Genomic DNA, 25,719 nt, shown 5'->3' with positions numbered 1-25,719 from the left:
CGCGCGGACCTGCGCGCCGGTCCCGGTCGGGGCGCTGCACCGGATGCGGCGTCCGGCCGGGGGTGCCCGAGGAAACGAGCGGCCCTGCGGCCAAGTCGTTTCGTCGCCGAACACCGATGGCGGCATGATTTCGTGCGCGCGCGTTGCGATCGGCGGGCATCCATTTCCGTCCATCGTGCGTTCCCCGATACGTCGACCGTGCCGTACGGTGGCGCCGATCGGAAGGAAGACGACGATGCTCAAGGGTGGACTTCTTTGGCTGCTGGGAATCCCGCTGCCGATCATTCTCCTGCTGTGGTTCTTCGGAGTCTTCCACTAGTCTCCACGCCCGATCGATTCCGGCGGGCAGCGCGGGCGAGGGAGGCGGCGATGCCGCATCCCGGTAGCGCCGCCCACCCCACGGCCCGGCGTACCGCGAGCGGGCCGCGCTCGAACACCGAAACCCTTCCATGGGCTCTCGAACTGGCTTCATGAGGGATCCGGTGGCGGGGGGCCGAGCGGGCCTCCGACCGGCCTCCACCGGGCCGCTCGGGTCGGCGAATTCGTTCACCAAGTTCGTCCGTCGACCTGGAGGCCCCGTTCGAGGTGGCCGTTGCACTTCCAAACCCCGGGGACGAGAGCGCGGTCGGGAAGAATCGGAGCACGGCCACGCCGCGGAACGGGTTCGACTTTGGTCGGACCGGAACGGGCGCACTCCTCAGGCGGCCCGCTGCGACGCGCCGTTGCGCCCTGATTGTGATAACTTGAGGTTACTCAAATAAACCTGTGAGAATTAAGATCTCCGGGTGCATTGTATTTCTATACAACTATTGCGTGTATCGACAATGGAGCGCTGGATAAATTCTTAAGGCTTGCAAGAGTACGTTGAAATCGAGCAAGACTTACAAGGGCCGTTCATGCGACCCCGGCAAACCTTGGTTCCCGCGTCGGGCACGGATTCGGGCGTGCCCGCTGCCGATCCTGCCGGATGTCTCGCCGCGATCGTGCGGGCGAGCGACCGGCTGTTCCGGCTCCTGATCGAGAACTCCAGCGACATCGTCGTTCTCACCGGACTCGACATGCGCCGGGTCTACGTCTCGCCCGCCGTACAGGCCATCCTCGGCTACGAGCCCCGCGACCTCCTCGGCACGCGACCGGCCGATTTCGTCCATCCCGACGACGCCTCCGTCTTCGGGGGCCACTGGGCCCGGGTCCTGCGCGGGACGGATGAGGTCACGACCTGCTCCCTGCGGCATCGCCACCGGGACGGGCACTTCGTCTGGGTCGAGGTCTCGGTGCGCACGGTCCGGGATCCGGAGCGCGGGGGGATGATCGGCGCCGTCGCCACGATCCGGGACATCACCGCACGGCGGGACGCGGAGGAACAGGTCCGGCACATGGCCCTGCACGACGCGCTGACCGGGCTGCCCAACCGCACCCTGTTCCGCGACCGCCTCGACCAAGCGGTGGCCCGCACCGCGCGCACGCGCAGCCCCTTCGCCGTTCTCGCCTGCGACCTCGACCGCTTCAAGACGGTCAACGACAGCCTCGGCCACCCCGCCGGCGACGCCCTGCTGCGTGCCGTCGGCGACCGGATGCGGGCGGTGCTGCGGCCCTACGACACGGTCGCCCGGCTCGGTGGCGACGAGTTCGCCGTGGTGATCGCCTACCTCGACGACGCGGGCGCGGCGACCCGCCTCGCCGAGCGGCTGATCGCCGCGGTGAGCGAGCCGGTGGTCCTCGACGGGCGGACGGTGGAGGTCGGCGTCAGCATCGGCCTCACGGTCGCCACCGAGCGGGACGCCGACGTCGACGAATTGTTCAAGCGCGCCGACATCGCGCTCTACGAGGCGAAGGCGGCAGGCCGGAACACCTATCGCACCTTCCACCCCGACGTGGGCGCCCGCACCGCCACCCGCGGCCAGCTCGGGCTCGACATGCGGGAGGCGATCCGGCGCGGGGAGTTCCGGCTCGTCTACCAGCCGGTGGTCGATGCCGGGACGGGGGGCGTCGTCAGCCTTGAGGCGCTGATGCGCTGGCACCACCCGCTCCAGGGCGAGATCGCGCCGGGGGACTTCATCCCGCTCGCCGAGGAGACCGGGCTGATCGTCCCGCTCGGCAGCTGGGCGCTGCACGAGGCCTGCCGCGAGGCTCTGCGCTGGCCGCCGCACGTCCGCGTGGCGGTGAACGTCTCCGGCGTCCAGATCCGACGCGACGGCTTCGAGGTGGCGGTGCTCGCCGCGCTCGCGGGCAGCGGCCTGCCCCCGTCCCGCCTGAAGCTCGAAGTGACCGAGAGCGTGCTGATGCAGGACGCGGACTGCGTGCTGGCCTGCCTGCGCCGGCTGCGGGCGCTCGGCGTGCAGGTGGTGCTCGACGATTTCGGCACTGGCTATTCCAGCCTGAGCTACCTGCGCCGCTTCCCCTTCGACAAGATCAAGATCGACCGGGCTTTCATCCGCGACATCGCCGACCCGGACGCGGCGGCGATCGTGCGCGCGGTGGTGGGCATCGGCGAGCGGCTCGGGATGGGGATCGTGGCCGAGGGGGTCGAGACGGCCGAGCAGCTCGACCTCGTGCGCCGGGAGGGCTGCACGCAGGTCCAGGGCTTCCTGTTCAGCCGTCCGCTGCCGCCGGACGAGGCGCGCGCCTACATCCTGGCCGCGCAGGCCCGGGCGGTGCCGCGCGGCGCCGGGCTCGCCTGACGCGCCCTACCCTACCCGGCCGGCCGCCGGGCCCTGAGCCAGCAGACGAGGTCGAGCACGACCACCGGCGCCACCGCCGCGGCCGCCGCCAGGGTCCGGGCGCGGCCGGGATTGCCGGGGCCGAGGCCGGCGGCGAGCAGGGCGCCGTCGAGCACGTCGCCGCCGACGCGCAGGCCGAGCTGCCGCTCGGGCGCGTCGCTCGCCAGCACCACCGCGCCGGAGGCGATCTCGCGCGCGCCGAACAGGCGCAGGGTCCGCTCGTGACCCTCCAGCCCGATCGCCCGCGCCAGTCGTGCCGGGGCCGCGATCTCGATCAGCCCGAGGCCGATGCCGAACCACGCCAGCCCACGGGCCATCGTCCGATCGTCCATTGCCGTACCTCCTCGGAGCAGCGCGACCTGCGCCGCCGGTCAACTGGCGGTCCGTCCGGCCGAGTTTCCGGGCCCGTGCGGCCCGATCCGCGCCTCGGACGCCCGGCCGCTCGGCCCGTCGGTCCGGGGGCGGTCAGACGCCGCCCGCCCGTCCCGCGCGTCCTGAGGTCGGCCGCTCGCGCCGATCGTCTTCCGCCCGGCGCGCGCGGCGGCCTCCCGTTCCCGCTCGGTCGGGTTCGCGCCGCCGCTGCGATCCTGCGCCATGGCATCCTCCTGATCCCCGGCAAACCCGGGTGGCGGATCGCGGTTCGGCGGCTGGAGGACCGGGATCCCGCGCGTCGGGATCGTTCGCCGATGGGATCTTTCATCGGCCCTGGCGTGTTCGCGGACGCGACCATCACCCGGAGCCGAGGGCATGCCCGAGACCGCGATCAACCTCAGCCGGCTGCCGCCGTTCGACCGCGACGGCGCCCTGCACGTCGTCGTCGAGACGCCGAAGGGCAGCCGGAACAAGTACGGCTACGAGGCCGATCCCGGCGCGATCCTGCTCAAGAAGGTGCTGCCCGAGGGGATGTCGTTCCCCCACGATTTCGGCATGATCCCCGGGACGATCGGCGCGGACGGCGACCCGATCGACGTGTTGATCCTGCTCGACGCCCCCGCCTTCCCCGGCTGCGTGGTCGCCGCGCGCCTCCTCGGGGCGATCGAGGCGGAGCAGCGCGAGGGCGACGGCCCGTGGGAGCGCAACGACCGGCTCGTCGCCGTCGCCACCCACGCCCCGACGCACGACCACGTCCGCGCCCTCGCCGACCTGCGGCCGGGCCTGCTCGACGAGGTCGAGGCGTTCTTCGTCCAGTACAATCGCCTCGCCGGACGGGACTTCCGCCCGCTGCGCCGGAGCGACGCGGCGGGTGCCCGGGCGCTGGTCGAGGCGGGCATCGCGGCCTTCGCGGCGGGCGGCGATTGACCGCCGCGAACCCGGAGCCCGCCATCCGGGTTGGCCCTGCGACCCCCGCGGGCGACGCGCTCGGCCAGTATCTCCGGAAGGCTTCGGCGACATGCGCGACCTGATGCGACACTGGCGGTTCGGCCTGTTCATCGCCGCCCTCATCGCCGGCGCCCTGGCCATCGGCGGCACGTGGTCGCTGATGACCCCGGCCGTCCCGCCGACCGCGTCCGACACGGCGGCCACGCCCAACCCGACACCCAATCCGGCGCCCGCCCCGGCGCGCCCGTGAGCGCGGCGGGTCCGCGCCGCCCCCGTAGGGATCCGCCCATGTGGTACCTCTACCTCGCCGTGCTGGCCGCGGGCGTCGCCAACGCGATCCAGCCCGGGCAGAACGGCACGCTGGCCCGGAACCTGTCCCAGCCGCTCACTGCCGGCCTCGTCGTCGGGATCGGGACTTTGATCACCGTGCTCGTCGCGGGCCTGGTCACCGGGCGCCTCGCGTGGCCGTCCGCCGTCGAGGCGGCGCGGGTGCCGTGGTGGGCGTGGTTCGGCGGCGTCCTCGGCGGCGGCATCGTGGTCGCGCAGTTGCTGATCGCCCGCCAGATCGGCGCGGGCGCCTTCCTCGGCCTGCTGGTCACGGCCGGGGTGGCGACCTCCATCCTGCTCGACCATTTCGGCTGGGCGGGCTTCGACGTGCACCCGGCGAGCCGGTGGCGCCTGCTCGGCGGCGCGCTGATGGTCGCCGGGGTCGGGCTGGTCGCCCTGTTCTGACCGCGCGGGCGCCGGGCGGAGGGTCGCCGACCCCCGACGGCGCTCTATGTCGGCCTAACCCTGGTTAACGAGGTGGACGCATGTCTCATTTCCCGACCACGAGCCGCAGCGACCGGACGAGCCCGCATGTGAAGGCGACCGTCCGGGAGACGAGCGCCGCCGAGGTGTGGGAGGAGATCGAGGCGGAGCGCCAGGCCGTGGAGCGGCGCACCGCGCGGCTGCGGGCGATGCGGCTCGCCAAACGCGCTTGAACGTGTGCCCGCAAGCGTGGCGCTGGGATGACGCCGGCGGGAAGGCCGCGCAGTGCCGAGCGTTAAGCGTATCGCTACCCGATGCCGGGACCGCGTCGCGTTCCGGTCTGTCCCCTGTCCGTCGCCCTCCTGACCGGCGCCCTGTGCCTGGGGATGGCCTCCGCCCTGCTGCCGTTCGCCCTCCGCACCGCATCGGTGCCGACCCGACATGAATGCCGTCGTCGTCGGCGCCTCGGGCGGGCTCGGCCGCGCCCTCATCCGGGCCATCGCGGAGCGCGGCGCGCACGCGTCCGTCTTCGCCCTGTCCCGCTCCGGGGGCGATGGAGCGGGATCGGGACCGGTCTCCCACGTCCCGATCGACCTGACCGACGAGGCCTCCGTCGCCGCGGCGGCGGAGACCGTCGCGGCCGCCGGGCCGGTCGGCCTCGTCGTCGTGGCGAGCGGGGTGCTGCACGGTCCGGGTATCGCCCCGGAGAAGGCGGTGCGCGCGCTGGACCCCGCGGCCCTGGCCGCGGTGTTCGCCGTCAACGCGATCGGGCCGGCCCTCGTCGCCAAGCATTTCGTGCCGCTCCTGCCCCGGCACGGGCGCTGCGTCTTCGCCGCCCTCTCGGCGCGGGTCGGATCGATCGGCGACAACCGCCTCGGCGGCTGGTACGCCTATCGCGCCTCGAAGGCGGCCCTGAACCAGATCCTGCGCACGCTGGCGATCGAGGTGGCGCGCACGCGCCCCGAGGCGATCGTCGCGGGGCTGCACCCGGGCACCGTGGCCACGGACCTGTCGCGCCCGTTCCGGCCCGACGCCGACGCGCCGGGGCTCTTCACCCCGGAGCAGAGCGCGGGGCACCTGCTCGACGTGCTCGACGGCCTGGGGCCGAAGGATACCGGGGGCGTGTTCGACTGGGCCGGCAAGCTCGTCCCGCCCTGACCGGAGCCGAGGATCCTCATCCGGCCGCGGCGACGCGGGCTCCGAGCTCGATCCCGCCGAAACTCAGCCGCGCGAGCGCGGCCGCGGCCAGGGCCGCGAGCCGTTCCAGGCGACCGACCGTGGCGGCGTCGATATCGACCGCCGCGCACCAGTAGGCGCCGAGCGCCGCCACGGGCTCGGGGGCGCCGATCGGCGCCATCGCGAGGCTGCGGATGGAGGTGCGGCGGTAGGCGTCGATCGGCACGCGCGGGTCGCCCTCGATGTCGGCGATGGTCACCGTCCGGCGATGGAGCATCGCCCAGCCCGAGATGCAGGCCGTCAGGGGGAATCGGCGCCCTGTCCAGAGCGGCTCGATGGCGTCCTCGGCGGCGTAGAAGCAGGTGTCGCCCTGCCTGAGGACGACGGCGATGCCGTCGGAACCGATGATCCCCCGCGCGGTCCCGCGCAGGGCGGCCACCACCGCGTCGCGCGAGCCCGCCGCGTCCAGCCGCGCCCCGGCCCGATCGAGGAGCGACCCGTACGGCCCGTCTGCATCACCTGCCAGCGGCAAACCCCGACCTGCTGCTGCACCCGCCACGCCTTGCCGTCCGATTCTAGCAGGGACGGTGCATCGGGGACAGGGCCCGTCCGCCGCCGCCCGTCCCGCACGAGACCCGCACCCGGGTCCGGGCAACCACTCGAGGTTGATCGGCGGCAGCGAACGACGCGCCGGGCACTTGTCGTGATCCTGTCGTCCGTGCAAAGTACTCCAGTCCGCAGATGGCCCTGCGGGAGAGCCCAGGCCGGCGTGTGCCGGTTATGGCGTCTCGGAGCGACCGCCCCCGGAAGCTTCGCGGCACAATCCCGTCGGGCTGGACGATCTGGAGTGCGACGCGTCCGCGCGTCTCTGGGGGCCGAGCCCGGCGCGTCGCCGGAGTCGGCCCGCAGCACCCGCGACAGAGGGGGGCGACCGGAATGCTGAGGCGGGCATTTCGCGCCCGCCGGTCGATCGAGGGTGGCCCATGTTCCCGGACGACGACTTCCCCGACGATCTCTCGGACGCGGCCGGGGGGCCCGACCGCGGCTGGAACCACGAGCCGTCGCGGGCCGACCTGTTCGAGGCCTTCACGTCCCCGGTCTACACCACCGACGCCGAGGGCTGGTTGACCTTCTACAATACCGCGGCCTCCGACCTGTGGGGCTACCGGCCCGAACTCGGCCGCACGCGCTGGTGCGGCGCGTGGCGGATCTTCACGCCCGAGGGCGAACTGCTCCCGCACGAGCGGTGCCCGATGGCGATCGCGATCCGTGAAGGGCGCGCCGTGCGCGGCATCCAGGCCGTGCTGGAGCGGCCCGACGGGACGCGCATCCCGTTCATGCCCTACCCGACCCCCTTGCGCGACGCGTCGGGGACCCTCGTGGCCGCCTCCAACGTGCTGCTGCCGATCACCGTGCCCGGCCGCGCCGAGCCGCTCGAGGCGCCGCCGGATCTGGCGTGGGATTCGCCATGGGACTCGGCCCGCGCCTCGACACGGGACGTGGACGGGCGGACGACGCCCGGGCATGCGGGGTACGAAGTCGAGGATCTGACCGGCAACCTGCAACTGACGCTCGCCGCGCTGGCGGATGTCGAGTTCGGGTTCCGGGCCGACCGCGCGCGCCTCGACGGCTGGGTCGGCCCCGCCGAGGAGCGCGACCGGATCCTCGCGCAGCTCGAATTGCGGCGTGACCGCGCCCGCGCTCGGCTGAACGGCCGCCTGGAACGCCTGCGTCGCCGCGCGACGCGGGTGATGGCCGCGGACCGCCCGACGGGCGCGGCCCAGGGCGCCTCGCTTCACTGAGCGGTATCCGCTCGACGGGATCGTGGTCGTCTCCGGCATCCTTGCGGGCGGAGCGATGCGACCTCGGGAAGCGCACAACCGGCGAGCGTAGCGCCGCAGGGTCGCGGCGCTACGCTCGCGATGACGATGGGGGCGCCGTCGCGGAGCCGCTCAGGCGTGAAGTTTGACCGGGGCTGGACCCTCGACGAGTGCGGGGATCACCGGGAGCGGCGCGCGCGTCTCGGCCTCGGACAGCGGCACGACCATCGTGGGCGGGAGTTCGATCGGCGCCGCGTCCGCCACGGCATCGGCGGTATGGCGCGCCATGAACGCGACGATCTCCGGCACGATCTCGGCCCGGAACCGGGAGCCGTTGAACACGCCGTAATGCCCCGCGCCCATCTGGAGATGGTAGGCCTTCCGCGCGTCGGGCAGGTTCGGCGTTAGGTCCAGAGCGGCGCGGGTCTGGCCGATCCCGGTGATGTCGTCCTTCTCGCCCTCGATCGCCATCAGAGCGCAGCGGCGGATCGCGCCGAGATCGACCGGCTGGCCCCGGTGGCGCATCTCGCCCTTCGGCAGCGCGTGGCGGATGAACACCGTGTCCACGGTCTGGAGGTAGTACTCCGCCGGCAAGTCCATCACGGCGAGGTACTCGTCGTAGAACTCGCGGTGCTTGGCCGCCGAATCGCCGTCTCCCTGCACGAGCTGGTCGAACAGGTCCCAGTGCGCCTTGCGGTGGCGCTCCAGGTTCATGCTGACGAAGCCGGCGAGTTGCAGGAAGCCCGGGTACACGTCGCGGCCGTGGCCGGCGTGCGGCCAGGGCACCGTGTGGATGCAGTGCCGCTCGAACCACGCGATCGGGTGCTCCTGCGCCAGCCGGTTGACGGCGGTCGGCCCGCGGCGGGTGTCGATCGGGCCGCCGATCAGGGTCGCGGTGCGCGGTATGGCGGGGTGGTCCTCCGCCTCCATGCGGGCGATCGCCGCCAGCACCGGAACCGAGGGCTGGCAGACGGCCATCACGTTGAGATCGGGACCCAGCGCCTCGAACAGGGCGATGCAGGTGTCGATGTAGTCGTCGAGGTCGAAGCGCCCGGCCGTCACCGGCACCTGCTTGGCGTCGGTCCAGTCGGTGATGAACACCTGATGCGTGTCGAGGAAGCCGGCCACCGTGCCGCGCAGCAGGGTCGCGTAGTGCCCCGACAGCGGTGCGACGAGCAGCAGCTTCGGCTTGTCCGAGGGCTGGCCGAAGGCGATGACGCGGCAGAACGGCCGCTCCCAGACGATCCGCTCGGGCACGCCGAGGCCGAAGATCGGCTTGGCGTAGGTGCGCGTCGCGCGCTCGAACAGTTCGCAGGAGGCGGCCAGCGCCCGGCTGCTGGGCGTGTAGGCGAGTGGGCTGAACGGGCTCTCGCAGGCGTTCCGGGTCGCCGTCACCGCCATTCGGGCGGGGGCGAGCATCAGGTCGCACGCGTCGCGCATCAGGTAGAGCATACCGACGTTCCTCCGACAGGCCCGCCACGCAGCCCTGTCCAGAGCCGCCTAACGCTTCAGCACTATGATGCGTTGCATCGGCAGGAAACGAAGCCTCTGCCTGCGCAAACGGCATCAGAGGATGTCACATGCGCGCTCTTTGACCAGCACACTTTCCGGTCGAGGAATCCGATCCCGTAGGTCTGGTGCAATCCGGCAACATAATCCGGCAACATAATGCGCCCCCGGCATCGCGGGTCCGGGATCGGGCCCCGGTCTCCGGGCGATCCGGCGTTCAAGCTTCCGGCGCGGGATGCGCGGCGAAGCGGCCGGCGGCGTAGAGGAGCGAGACGATCGCCGCCGCGGCGAGGCTGCCGCCGACGGGGGCGAGGATCATGGCGCGCACCGGACCGTGGGCCCACAGCGTCGCCAGCACGATGCCGCTGCCGAGGAAGGCGGCGCCGATCACCCGGAAGACACAGCACTCGGACGATCTCATCGGGATCTCCCCGCCCTCGCCGTTCTCAACTTTCAATTGTTCCAAGGTTAAGCTTAAGCGGAGCCAGAATCAATGGTCCCGCGGCGGGAGACGCCGCGCTGTCCGCGCGCCGGCTCCGGGGTCAATCCGTCGTGGAGCGCGAGATTGCATCGGCGCGCGGATCCCCAACGCGTTCGGTGCTCCGCGACGGCGCGCTCGCGATGTGGCCACCCTTGACGCTTCGTTAACCATGGGCCGATAGCGCCTCGGATATGCAACCTGTAGGCGAGAACCTGATGCCCACCCTGTCGCCTGACGACGAGGGCGCCGTCGATCGGCTGCTGCTGCACCTCGTGCGCGACGCCTATTGCGACCTCGCCGCGCTGCTGAGCGGCGCCCGGCCGGCGGTGACCGAGGCGATCATCCACGTGATCGAGCTGCGCACCCTCGGTGTCCTGAAGCGCATCTGCGAGGGACGCACCGAGGGCGAGGCGTCCGAGGCCATCGCGCGGGCGGTCGGCGCCGAGATCTGCGCCCTGCTCGATCGGGCGCACGGAATCCGCACGTCCGGAGCCAGCGCCTACGGAGACGGTGCCCGTGGGGATAGCGCGCTCGCGCCGCAACCGTCGCTGGCGTCCTGCGCATAGGCGCGCCGACGATCCTGAGAACCTGCGGTATGCATCCCGCGGGCAACGCATGGGTCGTTTCGCGGCCTTTCAACAGCGTAGGGTTGTGATACCTCCTGGCACATCGCGGCGCGGCCGCATGCCTGTTCGCGAGGAGGCAGCGACATGACTTCTCCCTTTCGGGCGGCCCTCGACGCATCGGGCTACGTCGGAACCTGGGAAACGGATCTCGACACGCAGGTGGTCGCACTCACCGGCGCCCTGCCCGACCTGCTCGGCATCGCGGCGCCGCGGGCGGCGGCGGGTGTGCCGCTCGCGGCGTTCCTGGAGGGCGTGCATCCCGACGACCGTGCCCGCGTCGCCCATCTCGTCCGCGAGGCCCACACCGCGACGGGGCGGTTCGAGGCCGAGTTCCGCACCCGGAACCGGGACGGCGACCACTGGGTGGCGGCGCGCGGGCGGGTCGAGACGGACGCGGCCGGACGCGGGCTGCGCTGCCTCGGCATCGCCGTCGACGTCACCGACAGCCGTCAGGCCGATCCGGCGGGCGACCGGACCGTGCAGGCGGTCGATCGGATCGCGGATGCGCTGCTCGCCGTGCGGCCCCTGACCGAGGATCTCGATTCGCCGATCCTGCGGACGCTGATCGACGCGCTGCTGCACGAACTCGGGACGCTGCTGGCCCGCCACACCCGAGGCGACGCCCGCGGCCTGCACTGATCCGCGCCCCCGCCACGCGGGATCACGTCGGCCGGCCACGTGCGGCGACCGCGCGGACGAAGTCGAGGCAGGCGCGGCGCTCGGCCGGATCGGCGAGGCCCGCGAACAGCCGCAGCAGTTCCACCGCCTCGCGATCGAAGTCCGGCCGCGCCTGGGGGGCGGTGAAACCTGCCGGGTCCGTCCCGAGTGCGGCGGCGATGCGTCGGAGGGTCCGCGCCGCCTTCGAGCGATCGTCCTCCATGAGCGCCGCTCCTGAATGGCAGGTCCGCCGATGCGACGCCCCGGCGGAGGGCGCGCGTCCCGCCGCGCCCGGGCCCGCGCGCAAAACGGCCGTGTGTTAGGGGGCCGGGACCCATGGGCCTACGGCTACGCCGACCTCGAAGTAACCCGGCGGGGGAGGAACAGCTTCGGCATGGCTGACTCTCGTCCGACGCATGCCACCCCGTGCCGCTGATCCGCGAGCCGAGTGCGATGAGTGTCGTGACCGACGCCCGAGGCGCCCTCACCGGCATCGGCTCGGAATGGGCCGCCTTCACGGGACAGTCCCAGGCGGAGGCGCTGGGAGTCGGCTGGCCCGAGCAGGTCCGCGCGGCGGACCGCGGCACGATCGGGGCGCTCCTCGCCGCGGCGCTCGGCCAGCGGCGGGCGTTCAGCCTGCGCGACCGCCCGCGCGCCTGGGACGGCTACGCCGGGATGGGGGCGGTGCCGAGATCCCGCCCTCGGTCCGGCGCGCGCCGGCCTCGATCGGACCGCAACGCCCCCGGGTCGCCAACGGGCCGGACGGGCCCGACCGCATCCACCGACGCGGCCGCGGCCCGGGGACGTGCGCGTCGGCCGTCCCCGTCGTTCGGCCTACTCCACCGGCCTACTCCGCCGCCTTCTGGCGGAGTCCGATCCGGCCCCAGATCGTGCTCAGCGCGTCGACGAGGTGGGCGATGTCGGCGTCCGAGTGGAGCGGCGACGGGGTGATCCGCAGGCGCTCGGTGCCGCGGGCCACCGTCGGGTAGTTGATCGGCTGCACGTAGATCCCGAACTCGTCGAGCAGGGTGTCGGAGATCGCCTTGCACAGCACGGGATCGCAGACCATCACCGGCACGATGTGGCTGTCGTTGGGCATCACCGGGATGTCGGCGGCCTCCAGGGCGGCGCGGACCCGCGCCACGCGCTCCTGATGCCGGGCGCGCTCGGCGCCGCTGGCCTTGAGGTGGCGGATCGAGGCCGCCGCGCCCGCGGCCACCGCCGGGGGCAGCGAGGTCGTGAAGATGAACCCTGAGGCGAAGCTGCGCACGAAGTCGCACAGCCGCTCGCTGGCGGTGATGTAGCCGCCGTGGACGGCGAAGGCCTTGCCCAGCGTGCCCTCGATCACGTCGAGACGGTGGGCCACCCCGTCGCGCTCCGAGATGCCGCCGCCCCGCGCGCCGTACAGGCCGACCGCGTGGACCTCGTCGAGGTAGGTGAGCGCCCCGTGCGCCTCGGCCACGTCGCAGATCTCGTCGATCGGCGCGATGTCGCCGTCCATCGAGTAGACGGACTCGAAGGCCACGAGCTTCGGGCGTGACGGATCGACCAGCGCCAGCTTGCGGTTCAGATCCTCCGGGTCGTTGTGGCGGAAGACGTGGCGCTCGGCCCGCGAGAACCGGATGCCCTCGATCATCGAGGCGTGGTTCTCGGAATCGGAGAACACCGCGCAGTTCGGCAGGCGGGAGGCCAGGGTGCCGAGCGCCGCCCAGTTCGACACGTATCCGGAGGTGAACAGCAGCGCCGCCTCCTTGCCGTGCAGGTCGGCGAGTTCGCGCTCCAGCAGCACGTGGTAGTGGTTGGTGCCGGAGATGTTGCGGGTGCCGCCCGCGCCGGCGCCGCAGCGGTCGAGCGCCTCGTGCATCGCGCCGACCACCGTCGGGTGCTGGCCCATGCCGAGATAGTCGTTGGAGCACCACACCGTCACCGGGCGCGTGCCGCCGGCGTGGTGGTGGGTGGCGTGCGGGAAGTTGCCGGCGTGGCGTTCGAGATCGGTGAAGACGCGGTAGCGCCCCTCGCGGTGCAGCCCGGCGATCTCGGCGCCGAAGAAGGCCTCGTAGTCCATTCGCCTCTCCCGATCCCGTCGCGGCTTCCCGCCGCTTTCTTCGGTGATCCGGAATTCGCCTTGGACGAATTCCAGATGGGTGCGCGCACGCGTCCGGGAAGAAGGCCCCGGGCGCGAGGTGCTCAGTCGCGCGGCCGGGCCGCGCCGTCGATGTCCCGCCCCGGCAGGCTCCACCGCCACAGGGCGGCGGAGGGCAGCGGCAGCATCAGGAACCAGTGCTCCAGCACCGCGAGCGCCGTCAGCGTCGTCAGCACCGCGAAGCCGACCAGCTCGTGCTCCGGGGCCGCCTCGGCGAGCGCCGCCCGCCCGAGCAGCACCGCCGCGGCCGTGCCGAGGGTCACGGAGACCGGGAACAGCACGTTCATCGGCTTCCGCGTCAGGTAGCAGGCGAGGTAGCCGAGATGGTCCGGCAGGAACTCGGCGTGCAGGTTGCGCACCCCGAGGAACAGATTGAGCCGGGCCGAGAGGTTCATCACCACCAGCGTCCCGTAGGTCCACAGGGCGAACTTGTTCGGGTTGCCCCACACGAGCACGAGGATCGCGAGCCCGCCGATCACGATGGCGAACTCGTGCCACAGGCTGGTGGCCAGCGCGGCGAAGAACCGGTCGAGGCCGCGGGTGGCGGGCGGGCAGGCCACCGGCCGCGGGCCGGACAGGAAGCCCATGTAGTAGCTCATCTCCTGCCAGCCCCACACGACGAGGGCGGCGGTGAAGGCGGTGTAGGCGCCGGTCGCGCTCGCGTCCCCGGCGCTGGTCCGGATCGCCCACAGGGCCGCGGCGAGCGCCAGCGTCGCCGCCGCCATGCTCCACGGGTGCGTGCGGCGCGGGGCGTGGTCCAGCATCAGGATCACCCCGGTGGAGAACCACCAGAGCAGCACCGCGTAGAGGGCGGGTCCGGCGTAGGTCGTCATCCTACCAGACCGGTTGCAGGCGGATGTCGGCGGGCAGGGCGTTCGGCTTCACCGGCAGCGCGTAGAGCCGGACGAAGGTCACCGCCCCGGCGAGCGCGTGGCCGGCCTGGGCGACCCGGCCGAGGATCCCGCCCCGGGCCTTCGCGTCGGCGATCCCGCGCGAGCAGGCGAGCAGCCGGTCGAGGCCCGCCTTGAACCGGGGGTTGTCGATGTCGAGCTCCAGCGGGAAGGTCTGCTTCGAGATGTCGGAGGTGATCCGGAAGACCTTGAAGTCGTAGTCGGTCGGGTCGACCCCGAGCGCCGCGTGGAAGGCCGGGCGATGGTGGTCGCGCACGTACATCGTCGCGAACACCGCGAGCAGGAAGAAGCGGATCCAGTAGCGGTTCACGCCGCTCGTCAGGCGCGGGTTGGCGCGCATCAGGAGCGCGAACGCCTCGCCGTGGCGGAACTCGTCGTTGCACCACTTCTCGAACCACTTGAAGATCGGGTGGATGCGCCTCTCGGGGTGCTTTTCGAGTTCCCGGAAGATGGTGATGTAGCGGGCGTAGCCGATCTTCTCGGACAGGTACGTCGCGTAGAAGATGAACTTTGGCTTGAAGAAGGTGTACTTCTTGGTCTTGGTCAGGAAGCCGAGATCGACGCCGATGCCGAAATCCTTGAGGGTGTCGTTGATGAAGCCGGCGTGGCGGGCCTCGTCGCGGCTCATGAAGCCGAACAGCTCCTTGATGTCCTTGTTCTTGGCGCGCTTGCGCATCTCGGCGTAGAGCACGCAGCCCGAGAACTCCGCCGTGATCGAGGAGACGAGGAAGTCCAGGAACTCCTTGCGCAGCTCCGGATCGAGTCCCGACAGGTCGCAGTCGAACTCGGCGTTGCGCACGAAGTGGCGCTTGTTCGGGTCGGCGCGCAGCTCGGCGATGAGCAGGTCCCAGTCGCGCCGCACCGGCTCCACGTCGGTGCGGTCCAGCTCGTCGAAATCGGTGGTGTAGAAGCGCGGCGACAGGAAGGTGGTCTCCTGCGCGGCCCGGGTCGATTCGTTGACGGGCGTCCTCGGTACGGGGATGCCGGTCGGGGGCTGGACGGTGGCGTTCACAGCTTCCTCCGCTCGGAAAAGCTCACCTCGTAGAGCTCGGTCAGTTCGAGGTGGGCGGTCAGCTTGGTCCAGAGCCGCTCCAGCACGCCGGCGCGGGTGACGGTGGCGGTGCGGCGCACGACGAGGCGCTCGCCGTAGGGCACGGTGGTCGGCGCGTCGTGCACCTGCACCGCGTCGCCGGGCTCGATCTCGAAATCCGCGTCGAGGGTCACGTGCGCGTGCAGGCTCTCGGGCGTCTGCTCGATCTCGACCGTGCACGGCACGGTGACGGTGCGCGATCCGGGCCAGCCCATCAGCGCGTCTCCGTCGCCGGCCCGGCCGCCGCGGCCTGATCGGCGTGCGGGAGCGCGGCGAGGCAGGGGGTCGGCGCCCCGCCGGCCTGCGGCTGGCACGGCGCCAGGAGACGGGCGAAGGCGCCGGCATTGGTGGGGCCGAAGGCCTCCAGGGGCACGCGCCGGCCGGTGGCCTCGTCGGAGAGCTGGAGGCGGCCGTCGTCGTAGCGGGTCAGGCTGAAGGGCGCCTGCGGCCCGAGACCGTCGCGCTGGCGGGCCTGTGCCAGGCCCCGCAGGGTGCCGCGCAGGAACCCGTCCTCGCCGGGGCGGATCCAGGCGATGACCCGCCCGCCCGCGGCGTTGCGCAGCGCGATCGACCCATCGGCCTGGTCCTCGGCGCGGAAGTCGAGCCGCACCACCGGCTTGGCCGGGGGGAGCTGGGTCAGGCCGATGCCCTCGCCGCGCCCGACCGCCACCGCCAGCATCGCGAAGCCGACGACCGCCCCGGCGCCGATGATCGTCAGCGCCGGCACCGGCCCGGTCTCGCGGCGGATCTGCGCTGGCCCGGCCATCGTCCCTCCCTACTCCGCGGCCATGAGGCGGCCCGGATTCTCCTCGCCCGCCGGGCGCGCCCGCGCCACGACCACCGGCGCCATCGCCCCGTCGGCGTGGGCTTCGAGCGCCCGCGCCAGCAGCCGCGCCACGGTATCCGCTTCCGGCACGGAACGCAGCATGGGCTCGGTCCGCGACAGGCGCCAGGGCCTGGCATGGGGCCAGAGCTGGAGGTAGGCGACACGCAGGCCGGGCTGCAACCGCAGAGGCAGGTCGCCGCTGCCGTCGGTGAAGGCGCGGAACCCCGCGTTCTCGATCTGCGCGAAGGGCAGGTTGTGGGTCACCGGCAGGGCGATGCCGACCTGGAGCACCACCCGGCGATCGGTGATCGTGTAGACCGTGCTGCGGTGGGTCAGATACGCGAGCAGCCACAGCAGCGCCACGGCGGCCGCGCCGACCAGCACCGTCGGCCCGGCGAGCATCAGCGCCCGCTGAACCGAGCCGGCGGTGGACGCCACCGCCAGCGCGCAGGCGGCGAACCACAGCACCACGAGCCGGGCGTGGAACACCCGGACCAGCAGGCCGGCGGTGGTCGGCGCCCCCTGCCAGAGGATCCGCTCGCCCCGCGGCAGCGGCCCGGGCAGCCCGCGCAGGGTGCCCTCGGGGAGGAAGTCGCCGCTCACAGCAGCGGCTCCGCGCGGGCCGGGGTGGCGTAGAGGGTGCCGGCGCCGAAGTAGGAGACGATCCGCTCCTCCTCCAGGAAGGTGACGCTGTCGGGGTCGCGGGTGCCCGGTATGTCGGCGAACTGGGCGGCCAGCAGCGCCTCCGACTTCACGGTCTTGGTGAAGCGGCCGGTGCGGCAGAAGGTGGCCGGCATCAGCCGCCGCCCGCCCGCCGGCAGCTCGACCTCGTAGTAGCGCACCAGCGACTCGCCCCGGTCCACCCACAGGTCGGTGACGACGCCCGCGACCGCGTCGTCGCTGCCGAACACCGTCATGCCGATCGGGTTCGGCCCCAGCTCGTGCACGACGAAGTTCTTGGCGACCCGCAGCGGCACGAGGCGGATCTGCTCGTCCCAGGTCCGGTCATGCACGTCGTGGCGATCGACCCAGGAGCCGGGGCCGACGCCGGCGGCGAGCGAGGTCTCGGTACGCTGGTAGGGGGCACCGGGCCAGGGCTCGAGCTTGCGCGCCGGGATGCCGGTCTCGATGTCGTCGCGGCCCTTCATCGCCTGGGGCGCGTAGGTCACCTCGCCGCCGGCGAGGCGGAAGGCCTTGGCCGAGGGGACCAGGAACGGGGCCGGCGTGTGGCGCAGGCCGACCGCCTCGTCCTCCAGCGGGTAGCCTTCCCGCCGGTCCTCGCGGCGCAGGTAGAACACCAGGCCGGCGAAGAACAGGAAGAACGCGTAGAGCACGAGCTGCGCGACGTCGACGTATCCGGTGATGGCACCCGTGGGCATGACGTTCCTCCCCGATCTCAGGCAGTGCGTTCGATGAGGACGCGGCCCCTGTCCTCCCGGACCAGCGGTCCGAGGGCGACGAGGGCCGCGAACAGCAGGGCGATCTCGACGTGGTAGACGATGAGGTAGCCGATCGCCGGCTCGTCCATCCCCGCCCCGAGGACGCCGGTCCGGGCGACCGCCTCGCCGACGTCGCGCACGACGCCGCTCGCGGCGATCGCGAGGCCCGCGGCGGTGGCCTGGACGGCGCCCCAGGCCCCGAGCGCGAGGCCCGTGTCCTCCGGCCCGGCCCGGTCCATCGAGGCGGTGAGGGTCCCGTGGGCGAACAGGCCGCCGCCGAGCCCGATCAGCCCGACGCCGACCGCGAACAGGTGGGCTGAGGCGAGGGGCGCGGCGAAGACCACGGCGGAGAAGGCGAGGATGCCGACCCCGACCCCGACCCCGGCCACCCGGAACGGGTCGCCGCCGCGGCCGAGCCAGCGCGCGGCGATCACCAGGCCGAGGCCGCCGCCGGCCGCGAGCAGGGCGGTGAGCGCGGTGGTGGCGCCGACCGGCAGATGCAGGATCTGCCCGCCGTAGGGCTCCAGCAGGATGTCCTGCATCGAGAAGCCCGCTGTGCCGAGCCCGATCGCCACGAGCCGCCGCCGGGCGTGTCCGCGCCCCGCGTAGCCCCGCCACGATTCGGCGAAGCTCGCCCGCGGCGCATCTCGGGTCCGGCCCGGATCGCGCGGCTCCTGCTTCCATAGGGCGAGACCGTTGAGGACGATCGTGGCGAGCGCCGCACCCTGGATCACCTGGATCAGGCGCAGGGCCGAGAAGTTCGCCAGGAACAGGCCGAACAGCAGCGCGCTCGCCATCATGCCGACGAGCAGCGCGACGCAGAGCAGCGCCACCACCTTCGGCCGGGCGTGGGCGGGGGCGAGGTCGGTGGCGAGCGCCAAGCCCACCGTCTGCGTGGTGTGGAGCCCCGCCCCGACCAGCAGGAAGGCGAGCGCCGCGGCCGCGTCGCCGACCCAGAGCGGGCCGGTCGTGTCGCCCGACAGGATCAGCAGGGCGAAGGGCATGATCGCGAGCCCCCCGAACTGGAGCAGCGTGCCGAACCAGATGTAGGGGACCCGCCGCCAGCCGAGCACCGAGCGGTGCGTGTCCGAGCGGAACCCCACCAGCGCCCGCAAGGGGGCGAAGACCAGCGGCAGGGCGAGCATCACCGCCACGATCCAGGCCGGCACGCCGAGTTCGACAATCATCACCCGGTTGAGCGTGCCGATCAGCAGCACCGCGGCCATGCCGACCGTGACCTGGAACAAGGCGAGCCGCAGCAGCCGGCCCATCGGCAGCTCCGCGGTCGCCGCGTCCGCGAAGGGCAGGATCGCGGGGGTGAGGCGCATCAGGGCGCCGGTGATCCTCCTGGACGGGGCGACGCTCATCTCAGGCCCCCGGCGGGAACCGCGGAGGGGGGAGGGACGACGCGCGCGAGTTCGATCGCGTTCGAGAGGTAGAATCCGCTGTCGATCCGCCGGCTGCGCATCACCGAGAAGCCGGACAGCCCCGGCTCGCGCAGGATCCGCCGACGGAGGCCGCCTTCCGTCACCGGCACGATCGCCGGCGAGCGGTCGCCGCGGGGAAACAGCTTGCCGGCGGCGTGCATCACCGTCAGCAGGGCGGTGCGCGGCGCGACCGTGAAGAGCACCGAGCCGTCGGTGCGCTCGGCAAGGATACTCAGCGCCCGGACGATGTCGGCGGCGCGGTAGTGGATCAGCGAATCCATCGCCACCACGTGGTCGAAGCGGCCGAGCCCCGGATCGAGCATGTCGCCGACGTGGAACGCGATGCGGCCGGCGCCGATCGAGGCGGGCAGCCGCTCCCGGGCGAGCCCGACCAGGGTCGGCGAGACGTCGACCGCGACCACCTCCGCGCCGCGCCGGGCCGCCTCGACGGCGAGCGCGCCGGTGCCGCAGCCGGCGTCGAGCAGGCGGGCGCCGGTCAGGTCGTCCGGCAGCCACGACAGCAGATTCGCCCGCATCGCGTCGCGGCCGGCGCGCACCGTGGCGCGCACCCGGCTCACCGGCGCGTCGGAGGTCAGCCGCGCCCAGGCCTCGACCGCGGTGCGGTCGAAGTAGGTGGTCAGCTCGCCCCGGCGGGCTTCGTAGGGCGCGGTTGCCATCAGTCGAACCCCAGGAACTCGAACAGGTCGCGGTCCTTCATCGGCACGGCCTCGCAGGGCTCGGCGCCGGCCCAGAGCCCCTCGGCGAGCCGCATGTACTCGTCCTGCACGGCGCGCAGCTCGGGCGAATCGTCCATCTCGAACAGGGTCGACTTCTTGAGGCGCGAGCGGCGCACCACGTCGAGGTCGGGGAAGTGGGCGAGACGGCGCAGGCCGACCGCTTCGTTGAACCGGTCGATCTCGTCGGTCTTTGCCGAGCGGTTGGCAATGACGCCGCCGAGCCGCACGCCGTAGTTCTTCGACTTGGCGTGGATCGCCGCGACGATGCGGTTCATCGCGAAGATCGAGTCGAAGTCGTTGGCGGTGACGATCAGCGCCCGGTCGGCGTGCTGGAGGGGCGAGGCGAAGCCGCCGCAGACCACGTCGCCCAGCACGTCGAACACCACCACGTCGGTGTCTTCGAGGAGATGGTGCTCCTTGAGGAGCTTCACCGTCTGGCCGACCACGTAGCCGCCGCAGCCGGTGCCGGCCGGCGGCCCGCCGGCCTCGACGCACATCACGCCATTGTAGCCCTCGACGACGAAATCCTCGACGCGCAGCTCCTCGGAGTGGAAGTTCACCGATTCGAGGGCGTCGATGACGGTGGGCGCCAGCCGCTTCGTCAGCGTGAAGGTCGAATCGTGCTTGGGGTCGCAGCCGATCTGGAGCACCCGCTTGCCGAGCCGCGAGAACGCCACCGACAGGTTCGAGCTCGTGGTCGACTTGCCGATGCCGCCCTTGCCGTAGACGGCGAACACCTTCGCGGTCTCGATCCGCACGTCCGGGTCGAGGGCGACCTGCAGGCTGCCCTCCTCCTTCCGCGCGACGACGGGGTTGCGGATGGCGATGTTCATGCGGCCACTCCCGGGGTGACGCCTTCCAGCCGGTCCTCCAGCTCCTCCTCCGCCCGATCGAGGGCGTCGCGCGTCTGCGCGTCGGGGGTCCAGAAGCCGCGGCGATGCGCCTCGATTAGGCGGCTCGCCACCTTGGCCGAGGCGGTGGGGTTCAGGGACGCCATGCGCTCGCGCATGGCGGGGTCGAGGACGAAGGTCTCGGTGATGCGCTCGTAGATCCAGGGTTGCACGGCGCCCGCGGTGGCCGACCAGCCCACCGTGTTGGTCAGTTGCGCCTCGATCTGGCGCACGCCCTCGTAGCCGTGGCCGAGCAGGCCCTCGTACCATTTGGGGTTCAGCATGCGGGTGCGGGTCTCCAGCGCCACCTGCTCCGGCAGGGTGCGCACCCGACCCTCCCCGCGGGTCTGGTCGCTGATGTAGATCGGCACCGCCGCGCCCTTGGCGCGGGCCACCGCGCGGCCCATGCCGCCGAGCCCGTCGAAGTAGTGGTCGACGCTGGTGACCCCGACCTCGACCGAGTCGAGGTTCTGGTAGGCGAGATCGACGGAGGCGAGCACCGACTTCATCAGCGCGCGCTGCGGCGCCGGCCGGCCCGTGCGGCCGTATGCGAAGCTCTTGCGGCGCGAGAAAGCCTCGCACAGCTCGTCCGCGTCGTCCCAGCCGCCGGACTCGACGAGGTGGTTGACGTTCGCCCCGTAGGCGCCTTCCGCGTTGGAGAACACGCGGAGCGCCGCGGTCTCCAGGTCGCAGCCCTGCTCGGCCTGGATCGCCAGCGCGTGCTTGCGCACGAAGTTCCGCTCGACCGGCTCGTCGGCGGTGGCGGCGAGGAAGCTCGCCTCCGCCAGCAGCTTCGTCTGGAGCGGCAGCAGATCGCGGAAGATGCCGGAGAGAGTGACGACCGCGTCGATGCGCGGGCGCCCGAGCCGCTCCAGCGGGATCAGTTCCGGCCCGCACAGCCGGCCGTAGCCGTCGAAGCGCGGCACGGCGCCGATCAGCGCCAGCGCCTGGGCGATCGGGCCGCCCTCGCTCTTGAGGTTGTCGGTGCCCCACAGGACGATCGCCACGCTCTCCGGCAGCGGCCGGCCTTCCGCCGCGTGCCGCTCCAGCACGCGGGTCACCTGCCGGGCGCCGTCGGCGACCGCGAAGGCGGAGGGCAGCCGGTAGGGGTCGAAGCCGTGCAGGTTGCGGCCGGTCGGCAGCACGGACGGGTTGCGCAGCAGGTCGCCGCCGGCGACCGGGGGTACGAACCGGCCGTCGAGTGCCCGCAGCAGCCCCGCCACCTCGTGGTCCCGGGCGAGCAGCCGGTCGGTCTCGGCGAGGCTCGCGAAGGCGGCGCGGACGGGCTCGCTCGCTGGCAGGCCGGAGGCGCGGAGCGCCACCTCGACCCCCTCCCCCGCCACCAGGGCCATGAGGCCCGCGCGGTCCGGCTTCAGCCCGTGCGAGGCGTCGGCGAGCGCCGCGAGCAGGTCGATCCGCTCCTCGGCCGGTATGCCTGCGCCGACCACGTGCAGGCCGTGCGGGATCAGCGTCTGCTCCAGCTCGACCACCGCCTCCCACAGGGCGGTGACGCGGGCGCCGAGGTCGCCGTCCCAGTCCGGCTCGGCCGGCGCGAGGTCGACGGCGGCGGCCTGGCTCTGGATCAGCCGGGCGAGGTCCGCGCGCTCGCCGGCCGCGCCGTCCAGCGCGCGCCAGCGGTCCAGCGAACTCTTGAGGTCGATCAGCCCGCGGTAGAGGCCGGCGGCCGCGAGGCTCGGGGTCAGGTAGCTCACCAGCGTGGCGGCCGAGCGGCGCTTGGCGAGCGTGCCCTCGGACGGGTTGTTGGCGGCGTAGAGGTAGACGTTGGGCGTCGCGCCGATCAGCCGCTCCGGCCAGCAGGCCGCCGACAGGCCGGTCTGCTTGCCCGGCATGAATTCCAGCGCCCCGTGCGTGCCGAAATGCAGCACCGCGTCGGCGGCAAAGTCCTCGCGCAGGTAGCGGTAGAAGGCGCTGAAGGCGTGGGTCGGCGCGAAGCCGCGCTCGAACAGCAGCCGCATCGGGTCGCCCTCGTAGCCGAAGGCCGGCTGCACCCCGACGAACACGTTGCCGAACTGCGCCCCGAGGACGAGGATCTCGGCGCCGTTGCTCTGGTGGCGGCCCGGCGCCGGGCCCCACTGCGCCTCGATCTCGGCCAGATGCGGCTCGCGGCGGACGTGGTCCTCGGCCGGGATGCGGGCGTGGACGTTGGCCGGGGTGCCGAGCCGCGCGGCGTTGCCGCCGAGGATTCTTTCGCGCAGCGCGTCGACGCTCTCCGGCACGTCGACCGTGTAGCCGTCGGCCTTCAGGCCGCGCAGCACGTTCAGCAGCGAGGCGTAGACGGCGAGGAAGGCGGCGGTGCCGGTGGCGCCCGCATTCGGCGGGAAGTTGAACAGCACCACCGCGAGCCTGCGCTCGGCCTTCTCCCTGCGCCGCAGGGCCACGAGGCGCGCGACGCGCTCGGCGAGGCGCTCCGCCCGCTCCGGGTGGACGCGCATGTCCCGGGCGTTGTCGGCGCCCGAGGCCGAGGAGCGACCGCCGAACACCATCGGAGCCACCGCGCCGTCGAGTTCGGGGATGGCGACCATCATCGTCGCCTCGACCGGCGACAGGCCGCGGTCGCCCGCCTCCCACTGCTCGATCGTCTGGAACTCCAGCGCCTGGGCGGCGAGGTAGGGCACGTCGAGCCGGGCGAGCGCCGTCTCGGCCGCCGCGGCGTCGTTGTAGGCGGGACCGCCGACGAGCGAGAAGCCGGTGAGCGAGACGAGGGCGTCGATCGTCGCGCGCCCGTCCCGGGTGAAGAAGGCGTCGACCGCGGGCCGGTTGTCGAGGCCCGCGGCGAAGGCCGGCACCACGTCGAGCCCGCGCGCCTCCAGGGCGGCGATCACCCCGTCGTAGTGGGCGGTGTTGCCGGCGAGCACGTAGCTGCGCATCAGCAGCAGGCCGACGCGCCCCTTCGCCCCCCGCTGCCGCGGGATCCGCGACGCGTCCTCGCCGATCCGGCCGGGCAGGCGCGGGTGGTAGAGGCCGGTCTCGGGGTAGTGCAGCGGCGCCGGCGCCGGCGCGCCCTCGCGCCACCCCGCCCGCTCGCCGGCCGCGTAGCGCTGCACGAGGAAGCGCACCAGCGCGGCGACGTTCTCGTCCGAGCCGGCGAGCCAGTATTGCAGCGTCAGGAAGTAGGCGCGCACGTCCTGTGCAGAGCCCGGGATGAAGCGCAGGATCTTCGGCAGCTTGCGCACCAGCGCCATCTGCCGGGCGGCGTTGCCCTCCGCCCCCGGCTTGCCGCGCAGCCGCTTGAGGAAGTCGAGCGCGCTGCGCTTCGTCCCGCTCATGTCGAAGCGGTTGAGCTTGGTCGTGCGCACGACCTCGGCGGCCGACAGGCAGCCGACCATCGCGTCGCAGTGCGGCCGCCGCGCCTGGAGCGCCGGCAGGATCGCGCGGACGTGCTCGTCCATGAACAGCATCGCGCTCAGCACGATGTCGGCCCGGGCGATGTCGGCCCGGCAGGCGTCGAGAGCGGCGGGGTCGGTCTCCCACTCGGCGGCGGCGTGGAAGCCGAGCTGGAGGCCCGGCATCTCGGCCCGGAGCCGCAGGCGCGCCCGCTCCACCGCGCTCGCCAAGTGATTGTCGAGCGTGACGACGACGACGCGGAGTTCGGGCCTAGCGGCCGAAATGCGCTTTGGCATCGTACAGGGTCTCGAGGGTGATGAGCGGCAGCCGCCGCTCGCGGGCGAACTTTTCCGTGTTGCTGCGCGCCTTGCCGCGCACGAAGAACGGGATTTTTTTCAGCTCCTTCTCGGCGTCGGGCGCCCAGATCGCGTCCGCGCCGGCGGGGCCAGGGGAGGCGGGCGCAGAGGCCTCAGGGGTTTCGACGGGCGCCCGTCCGACGGCCTCGGGCGTCGCCGCCGGCCGGCCGCCGAGGTGCGAGGGCGCGACGCCGTCGTGGAATTCGGGGTCCTCCCGGAACATGCCGAGGAGGTGTTCTTCGAGGCCCATCATCAGCGGGTGGACCAGGGTGTCGAACAGCACGTCGGCGCCCGCGAAGCCCATCTGCGGGGAATGGCGCGCCGGGAAATCCTGGACGTGGACCGGGGCCGAGATCACCGCGCAGGGCAGCCCGAGCCGCTTAGCGACGTGGCGCTCCATCTGCGTGCCGAGCACCAGTTCCGGCGCCGCGGCGCGGATCGCCGCCTCCACATCGAGGTAATCGTCGGTGATCAGGGCCTCGACCCCGTGCTCGGCGGCCTCCGCCCGGACCTCGCGGGCGAACTCGCGGCTGTAGGTCCCGAGCCCGACCACCGTGAAGCCGAGTTCCCGGGCCGCCACCCGGGCGAGGCCGATCGCGTGGGTGGCGTCGCCGAACACGAAGACGCGCTTGGCCGTGAGGTAGGTCGAGTCGACGGAGCGGCTGTACCAGGGCAGGCGGGAGCCGGCGCCGTCGAGCACCGGTCCGGCGTCGAGACCGGCGAGTGCGGCCACCTCCTCGACGAAGCGGCGGGTGCCGCCGACGCCGATCGGCACCTCGCGGGTGAAGGGCTGCCCGTGGTGCTTCTTCAGATAGTCGGCCGCGCTCCGCGCCGTCTCCGGGTAGAGCACGACGTTGAAGTCGGCCGCGCCGAGTCGGGCGAGGTCGGCGGGCGTCGCGTCGAGGGGGGCGACGACGTTCACGTCCACGCCGAGCCGGTCGAGCAGCGCCCGGACCTCGACGAGGTCGTCGCGGTGGCGGAAGCCCAGGGCGGTCGGCCCGAGGACGTTGCAGAGCGGGCGCCGGCCGGGCTCGCGCACCGGTCGGCTCACCGCCGGGCCCGCCAGCGCGCGGACCAGTCTGTAGAAGGTCTCGGCGGCCCCCCAGTTCTCCTTCTTCTGGTAGGCGGGCAGCTCCAGCGGGACCACCGGGATCGGCAGGTCGAGCGCCCGGGCGAGGCCGCCGGGATCGTCCTGGATCAGCTCGGCGGTGCAGGAGGCGCCGACGATCATCGCCTGGGGGGCGAAGCGGGCATGCGCCTCGGCCACCGCGGTCTTGAACAGCTCGGCGGTGTCGCGGCCGAGATCCTGGGCGCGGAAGGTGGTGTAGGTCACGGGCGGGCGCCGGTCGCGGCGCTCGATCATCGTGAACAGCAGGTCGGCGTAGGTGTCGCCCTGGGGCGCGTGCAGCACGTAGTGCAGGCCGCGCATCGCGGTGGCGATCCGCATGGCGCCGATATGCGGCGGCCCCTCGTAGGTCCAGAGCGTGAGCTGCATC

Annotated in this window: 26 protein-coding genes; 9 read left to right on the top strand and 17 right to left on the bottom strand. The window is 72.7% G+C overall.

Annotated elements, in window-relative coordinates; translation table 11 throughout:
- Nucleotides 1-944 precede the first annotated feature (944 nt).
- Nucleotides 945-2,681 carry a putative bifunctional diguanylate cyclase/phosphodiesterase gene (locus Q8W71_RS22700; protein WP_305527681.1) on the top strand — a complete coding sequence of 579 codons (1,737 nt, stop codon included), beginning with the start codon at nucleotides 945-947 and terminating at the stop codon, nucleotides 2,679-2,681.
- A gap of 11 nt (nucleotides 2,682-2,692) precedes the next feature.
- On the opposite strand, the gene Q8W71_RS22695 is transcribed toward Q8W71_RS22700, so the two are convergent.
- Nucleotides 2,693-3,052, bottom strand: a complete 360-nt coding sequence (locus Q8W71_RS22695) for a hypothetical protein (RefSeq protein ID WP_305527680.1) — start codon at nucleotides 3,050-3,052, stop codon at nucleotides 2,693-2,695.
- A gap of 415 nt (nucleotides 3,053-3,467) precedes the next feature.
- On the opposite strand from Q8W71_RS22695, the gene Q8W71_RS22690 reads away from it, so the two are divergent.
- From Q8W71_RS22690 to Q8W71_RS22670, 5 genes are all read left to right on the top strand, one after another.
- Nucleotides 3,468-4,019 carry an inorganic diphosphatase gene (locus Q8W71_RS22690; protein WP_305527679.1) on the top strand — a complete coding sequence of 184 codons (552 nt, stop codon included), beginning with the start codon at nucleotides 3,468-3,470 and terminating at the stop codon, nucleotides 4,017-4,019.
- Nucleotides 4,020-4,110: 91 nt separating this feature from the next.
- Nucleotides 4,111-4,290 carry a hypothetical protein gene (locus Q8W71_RS22685; RefSeq protein WP_305527678.1) on the top strand — a complete coding sequence of 60 codons (180 nt, stop codon included), beginning with the start codon at nucleotides 4,111-4,113 and terminating at the stop codon, nucleotides 4,288-4,290.
- Between the two features lie 38 nt (nucleotides 4,291-4,328).
- Nucleotides 4,329-4,772, top strand: a complete 444-nt coding sequence (locus Q8W71_RS22680) for a DMT family transporter (protein WP_305527677.1) — start codon at nucleotides 4,329-4,331, stop codon at nucleotides 4,770-4,772.
- A gap of 80 nt (nucleotides 4,773-4,852) precedes the next feature.
- Nucleotides 4,853-5,023: a hypothetical protein gene (locus Q8W71_RS22675; RefSeq protein ID WP_305527676.1), complete on the top strand. Its 171-nt coding sequence runs from the start codon at nucleotides 4,853-4,855 to the stop codon at nucleotides 5,021-5,023.
- A 208-nt stretch (nucleotides 5,024-5,231) separates the two neighbouring features.
- Complete coding sequence (locus tag Q8W71_RS22670) at nucleotides 5,232-5,948, top strand: SDR family NAD(P)-dependent oxidoreductase (RefSeq protein WP_305527675.1); 717 nt, start codon at nucleotides 5,232-5,234, stop codon at nucleotides 5,946-5,948.
- Between the two features lie 16 nt (nucleotides 5,949-5,964).
- Here Q8W71_RS22670 and Q8W71_RS22665 read toward each other — a convergent pair whose 3' ends face one another.
- Complete coding sequence (locus Q8W71_RS22665) at nucleotides 5,965-6,498, bottom strand: GAF domain-containing protein (protein WP_370875507.1); 534 nt, start codon at nucleotides 6,496-6,498, stop codon at nucleotides 5,965-5,967.
- Between the two features lie 451 nt (nucleotides 6,499-6,949).
- Between Q8W71_RS22665 and Q8W71_RS22660 the strand changes: the two genes are divergently transcribed.
- On the top strand, nucleotides 6,950-7,768 hold the full coding sequence (locus Q8W71_RS22660; RefSeq protein WP_305527674.1) for a histidine kinase: 819 nt from the start codon (nucleotides 6,950-6,952) through the stop codon (nucleotides 7,766-7,768).
- A 150-nt stretch (nucleotides 7,769-7,918) separates the two neighbouring features.
- Here Q8W71_RS22660 and Q8W71_RS22655 read toward each other — a convergent pair whose 3' ends face one another.
- Both Q8W71_RS22655 and Q8W71_RS22650 read right to left on the bottom strand, forming a co-directional pair.
- On the bottom strand, nucleotides 7,919-9,238 hold the full coding sequence (locus tag Q8W71_RS22655; RefSeq protein WP_305527673.1) for a polyhydroxyalkanoate depolymerase: 1,320 nt from the start codon (nucleotides 9,236-9,238) through the stop codon (nucleotides 7,919-7,921).
- Nucleotides 9,239-9,512: 274 nt separating this feature from the next.
- Nucleotides 9,513-9,716: a hypothetical protein gene (locus Q8W71_RS22650; protein ID WP_305527672.1), complete on the bottom strand. Its 204-nt coding sequence runs from the start codon at nucleotides 9,714-9,716 to the stop codon at nucleotides 9,513-9,515.
- Between the two features lie 275 nt (nucleotides 9,717-9,991).
- Here Q8W71_RS22650 and Q8W71_RS22645 point away from each other — a divergent pair, with 275 nt between their 5' ends.
- Both Q8W71_RS22645 and Q8W71_RS22640 read left to right on the top strand, forming a co-directional pair.
- Nucleotides 9,992-10,342 (top strand): hypothetical protein, encoded by a 351-nt coding sequence (locus Q8W71_RS22645; RefSeq protein WP_305527671.1) that lies wholly within the window; start codon nucleotides 9,992-9,994, stop codon nucleotides 10,340-10,342.
- 144 nt (nucleotides 10,343-10,486) lie between these two features.
- Nucleotides 10,487-11,041, top strand: coding sequence for a PAS domain-containing protein (locus tag Q8W71_RS22640; protein ID WP_305527670.1), 555 nt, complete (start codon nucleotides 10,487-10,489; stop codon nucleotides 11,039-11,041).
- A 22-nt stretch (nucleotides 11,042-11,063) separates the two neighbouring features.
- On the opposite strand, the gene Q8W71_RS22635 is transcribed toward Q8W71_RS22640, so the two are convergent.
- The 13 genes from Q8W71_RS22635 to bchB all read right to left on the bottom strand — a co-directional run bounded on the left by Q8W71_RS22635 (nucleotide 11,064) and on the right by bchB (nucleotide 25,718).
- Nucleotides 11,064-11,282, bottom strand: coding sequence for a hypothetical protein (locus Q8W71_RS22635; RefSeq protein WP_305527669.1), 219 nt, complete (start codon nucleotides 11,280-11,282; stop codon nucleotides 11,064-11,066).
- Between the two features lie 624 nt (nucleotides 11,283-11,906).
- Nucleotides 11,907-13,124 carry a 5-aminolevulinate synthase gene (gene hemA / locus Q8W71_RS22630; RefSeq protein WP_305527668.1) on the bottom strand — a complete coding sequence of 406 codons (1,218 nt, stop codon included), beginning with the start codon at nucleotides 13,122-13,124 and terminating at the stop codon, nucleotides 11,907-11,909.
- 122 nt (nucleotides 13,125-13,246) lie between these two features.
- Complete coding sequence (gene puhE, locus Q8W71_RS22625) at nucleotides 13,247-14,035, bottom strand: putative photosynthetic complex assembly protein PuhE (RefSeq protein WP_305527667.1); 789 nt, start codon at nucleotides 14,033-14,035, stop codon at nucleotides 13,247-13,249.
- 1 nt (nucleotide 14,036) lies between these two features.
- Complete coding sequence (gene acsF / locus Q8W71_RS22620) at nucleotides 14,037-15,125, bottom strand: magnesium-protoporphyrin IX monomethyl ester (oxidative) cyclase (RefSeq protein ID WP_305527666.1); 1,089 nt, start codon at nucleotides 15,123-15,125, stop codon at nucleotides 14,037-14,039.
- Nucleotides 15,122-15,418, bottom strand: coding sequence for a hypothetical protein (locus Q8W71_RS22615; RefSeq protein ID WP_305527665.1), 297 nt, complete (start codon nucleotides 15,416-15,418; stop codon nucleotides 15,122-15,124). Before Q8W71_RS22615 ends, acsF begins: the two co-directional genes overlap by 4 nt.
- On the bottom strand, nucleotides 15,418-15,969 hold the full coding sequence (gene puhC, locus Q8W71_RS22610) for a photosynthetic complex assembly protein PuhC (protein WP_305527664.1): 552 nt from the start codon (nucleotides 15,967-15,969) through the stop codon (nucleotides 15,418-15,420). The genes Q8W71_RS22615 and puhC overlap by 1 nt, the downstream gene beginning before the upstream one ends.
- Before the next feature lie 9 nt (nucleotides 15,970-15,978).
- Nucleotides 15,979-16,632 carry a photosynthetic complex putative assembly protein PuhB gene (puhB, locus tag Q8W71_RS22605; protein WP_305527663.1) on the bottom strand — a complete coding sequence of 218 codons (654 nt, stop codon included), beginning with the start codon at nucleotides 16,630-16,632 and terminating at the stop codon, nucleotides 15,979-15,981.
- On the bottom strand, nucleotides 16,629-17,408 hold the full coding sequence (gene puhA, locus Q8W71_RS22600) for a photosynthetic reaction center subunit H (protein WP_305527662.1): 780 nt from the start codon (nucleotides 17,406-17,408) through the stop codon (nucleotides 16,629-16,631). The genes puhB and puhA overlap by 4 nt, the downstream gene beginning before the upstream one ends.
- 17 nt (nucleotides 17,409-17,425) lie before the next feature.
- The gene (locus tag Q8W71_RS22595; protein ID WP_305527661.1) at nucleotides 17,426-18,835 is read right to left on the bottom strand and encodes a BCD family MFS transporter; all 1,410 of its coding nucleotides are present in this window, start codon (nucleotides 18,833-18,835) and stop codon (nucleotides 17,426-17,428) included.
- Nucleotides 18,832-19,572: a magnesium protoporphyrin IX methyltransferase gene (gene bchM / locus Q8W71_RS22590; RefSeq protein ID WP_305527660.1), complete on the bottom strand. Its 741-nt coding sequence runs from the start codon at nucleotides 19,570-19,572 to the stop codon at nucleotides 18,832-18,834. The genes Q8W71_RS22595 and bchM overlap by 4 nt, the downstream gene beginning before the upstream one ends.
- Nucleotides 19,572-20,465 (bottom strand): ferredoxin:protochlorophyllide reductase (ATP-dependent) iron-sulfur ATP-binding protein, encoded by an 894-nt coding sequence (bchL, locus tag Q8W71_RS22585; protein WP_305527659.1) that lies wholly within the window; start codon nucleotides 20,463-20,465, stop codon nucleotides 19,572-19,574. The genes bchM and bchL overlap by 1 nt, the downstream gene beginning before the upstream one ends.
- Entirely contained in the window at nucleotides 20,462-24,163 is a 3,702-nt protein-coding gene (locus Q8W71_RS22580) for a magnesium chelatase subunit H (RefSeq protein ID WP_305527658.1), read from the bottom strand. Before Q8W71_RS22580 ends, bchL begins: the two co-directional genes overlap by 4 nt.
- Nucleotides 24,138-25,718 carry a ferredoxin:protochlorophyllide reductase (ATP-dependent) subunit B gene (gene bchB / locus Q8W71_RS22575; protein WP_305527657.1) on the bottom strand — a complete coding sequence of 527 codons (1,581 nt, stop codon included), beginning with the start codon at nucleotides 25,716-25,718 and terminating at the stop codon, nucleotides 24,138-24,140. The genes Q8W71_RS22580 and bchB overlap by 26 nt, the downstream gene beginning before the upstream one ends.
- Between the last annotated feature and the right edge of the window lies 1 nt (nucleotide 25,719).

The organism is Methylobacterium amylolyticum (assembly GCF_030700245.1).
In the GTDB taxonomy this organism is placed as follows: Bacteria; Pseudomonadota; Alphaproteobacteria; order Rhizobiales; family Beijerinckiaceae; genus Methylobacterium.
Note: the sequence above shows the minus strand (reverse complement) of the source record. Positions and strands in the feature narration are given on the sequence as shown.